The sequence below is a fragment of the Halarchaeum salinum genome (genome assembly GCF_039520965.1).
In the GTDB taxonomy this organism is placed as follows: Archaea; Halobacteriota; Halobacteria; order Halobacteriales; family Halobacteriaceae; genus Halarchaeum; species Halarchaeum salinum.
Window position 1 is genome coordinate 1 of the sequence record NZ_BAAABL010000064.1, and the last position, 2,258, is coordinate 2,258.

Consider the following 2,258-nt stretch of genomic DNA (forward strand, 5'->3'; position numbering starts at 1 on the left):
CTGTCTGCTTGGTTTGGTTGCACACTCTCTCCAAGCAGACACTCTCTCTAAGCCGATGTGATCGACTGAGACTGTGTCGCTGACACAGACGCTGACGCTGTTATTCCTGACGGCACGAAGTGCCACAGCCAAGACGACGACCGCTCGTACCACTCCGTCCAGGCCACGCTCGGCGAAGATACTGCCGAGGAGTCGCGCTCCCTGCTGGATCTCTCGGTCAACGCTGACTGGGACGAAACAGCCGCCGAACTCGAAGACATCGACGCAGTCACTGACGACGCGACGGTCGTCAGTGACGCTGATGAGGGCATCGTCACGGCATTTACCGACGAAAATCGTAATCACCAACTCGATCTCGTCCACGTCGGTCGGACGCTTGATTACAACCTTTGGGACGACGGCGTGTTCTCCTTGGATCGGCGGAACGAGATCGTCTCGGAGGTGATCGACGAGGTGTTCCATCTGAAGAACTCGGTCGCTAAACACCGTCCAGACGAGGAGTTCGCGGCGATCCGCGAACGGATCGCGCGAACGACCGAGCGTATCGAGAAGACAGCGTGGCAGTTGGATCAGTACGGGTCAGAGAAGGCGGCGGGGTATCTTCGGCGGTGGCTGCCGTCAATCGTGACGTTTGCCGAGCAGGCTGTCGAGGGGTTCGAGGTGCCGTGGACCTCGAACCCCGTCGAACGGTTGATGGGGGAGGTCAGCAAACGGTGCAAGAACCAGTGGATGCGCTGGACAACGGAGGGATTAGAGGCGATACTCCAGCTTCGGCTGGTGAAGTACGCTGATCCAGAGCACTACCAATCGTTCCTCGACGAACTGCTCCAGCGATCGACCAAAACAGCAATGAGCTGTGACCTCTCAATTGAGAGCACCAGAGGCAAACTCTAGACCGCTTTGCGACGCGACCAAAATATGATTGGTCTGTGAAATTGGTTTTGCTATCATTTGGAAATCACGGTCACCAACAGGGTAATGGATTTTAACCGTGGGATTAGTTTCTGTAATCATCAACCCATGCTGGGATCTGTTATTCATCCCCGAAGTAGCAGTCGGCACACCGCTGATCGCCACGTCTGACTTGATTGGCGTCGCGGCCGGCCGCTCACCCCACCGTGCTTGGTCCGTCCCGATGACGTCCTCCTCGTTGAGCGTTACGTAGGAGTCGCAGACGACGTCTGTCTGTGGGGCGACGCCGACCAGTCGGTCGAACGCAGATTTGCCTGCCGCCAGTGCTTCGTCGCGCGTCGATGCCTCCACGAATGCGTAGATGAGCATGTGCATCATCGAGTCCGACACTCGCCGTTTAGGCGCACGTCACTGCTCTCCGCGCGACAAACTCGTCGCGTCGGTAGATTCTCCTTCAGGGCGGTGGTGCAAAATGTTTCTCAAGGCCTAACTCGGCAGATTTCGATCACCACTCTCGTATAAACCGATCCGGTTTCGGGGGTCAATAGCGGTTTATTGCAAGATGGAACTGCGCATCATTCAAAAACGGAAACCGGGCAGTTCAGGATGTGTGAAGACCTCTGCACCGCCGCCTCTCCTTCAGGACTGAGTATGCCACCACGCGATCGTCCCGAAAATAGCAACGAACACGCCTACGAACACAAGCAGAGCGAGCAGGACTCCTGACGTTCCGGTTGTAAGTCCGGCGAAGCCGACGAGGGTGAGGAGGTATTTACTGGCGACTGCGCCGCCTGCGGAGAGCGCGATGAGTGTCGCTGCGGTAAGCAATGTTGGGAATGGCTCGGGGACTGTCGCCGTATTACCGGCCATATCTTTCTCGACGTGTCGAAGCCGGAAATCGTTTAGTATAGGTGACGGATATATCAAGTTACTCGGCTTTCAGCCGGTCCGAGATGCGCACCACAAGCGACCACAGCCGGTTAAGTACGATGTTAAGCACGATATTGAGCGTGCCACAGAGTATAATTACGACGACTAACTCTGTGAGAAATTCATCCGCTATATCCTGTGAGATGTAAAGGGCTAGTCCAACTGCAGTAATCCTGGAAACCCGATTCACGTCCCAATCAAATAGTACCGTTCGAAGAACAGACATTACTTCAAAAATAAATCCGTTCAGTATGAACCTGCTGATTAAATCGCACTACTGGAACCTACACTAAATGGTCAATCCGCAGATCCACCAAACGGATGTATCATCTAAAATCTCGCGGAATGAAGGATAACGGTCTATCTGCGCTCCGGGTTACGATGGGTTCGGACCGTGGCGTGATGTCCCACAGACT

At 55.0% G+C, this 2,258-nt stretch carries 2 protein-coding genes and 1 pseudogene; 1 reads left to right on the forward strand and 2 read right to left on the reverse strand.

Annotation, left to right across the window (positions count from 1 at the left end; all coding sequences use genetic code 11):
- Positions 1-69: 69 nt before the first annotated feature.
- Positions 70-894, forward strand: a pseudogene (locus tag ABDZ36_RS10845) (ISH6 family transposase); the annotation flags it as partial.
- Here ABDZ36_RS10845 and ABDZ36_RS10850 read toward each other — a convergent pair.
- Positions 865-1,281, reverse strand: coding sequence for a DUF7995 family protein (locus ABDZ36_RS10850; protein WP_211313747.1), 417 nt, complete (start codon positions 1,279-1,281; stop codon positions 865-867). The pseudogene ABDZ36_RS10845 and the gene ABDZ36_RS10850 sit on opposite strands and share 30 nt — an antisense overlap.
- A 270-nt stretch (positions 1,282-1,551) precedes the next feature.
- Entirely contained in the window at positions 1,552-1,782 is a 231-nt protein-coding gene (locus ABDZ36_RS10855; protein ID WP_211313748.1) for a hypothetical protein, read from the reverse strand.
- Positions 1,783-2,258: the final 476 nt, after the last annotated feature.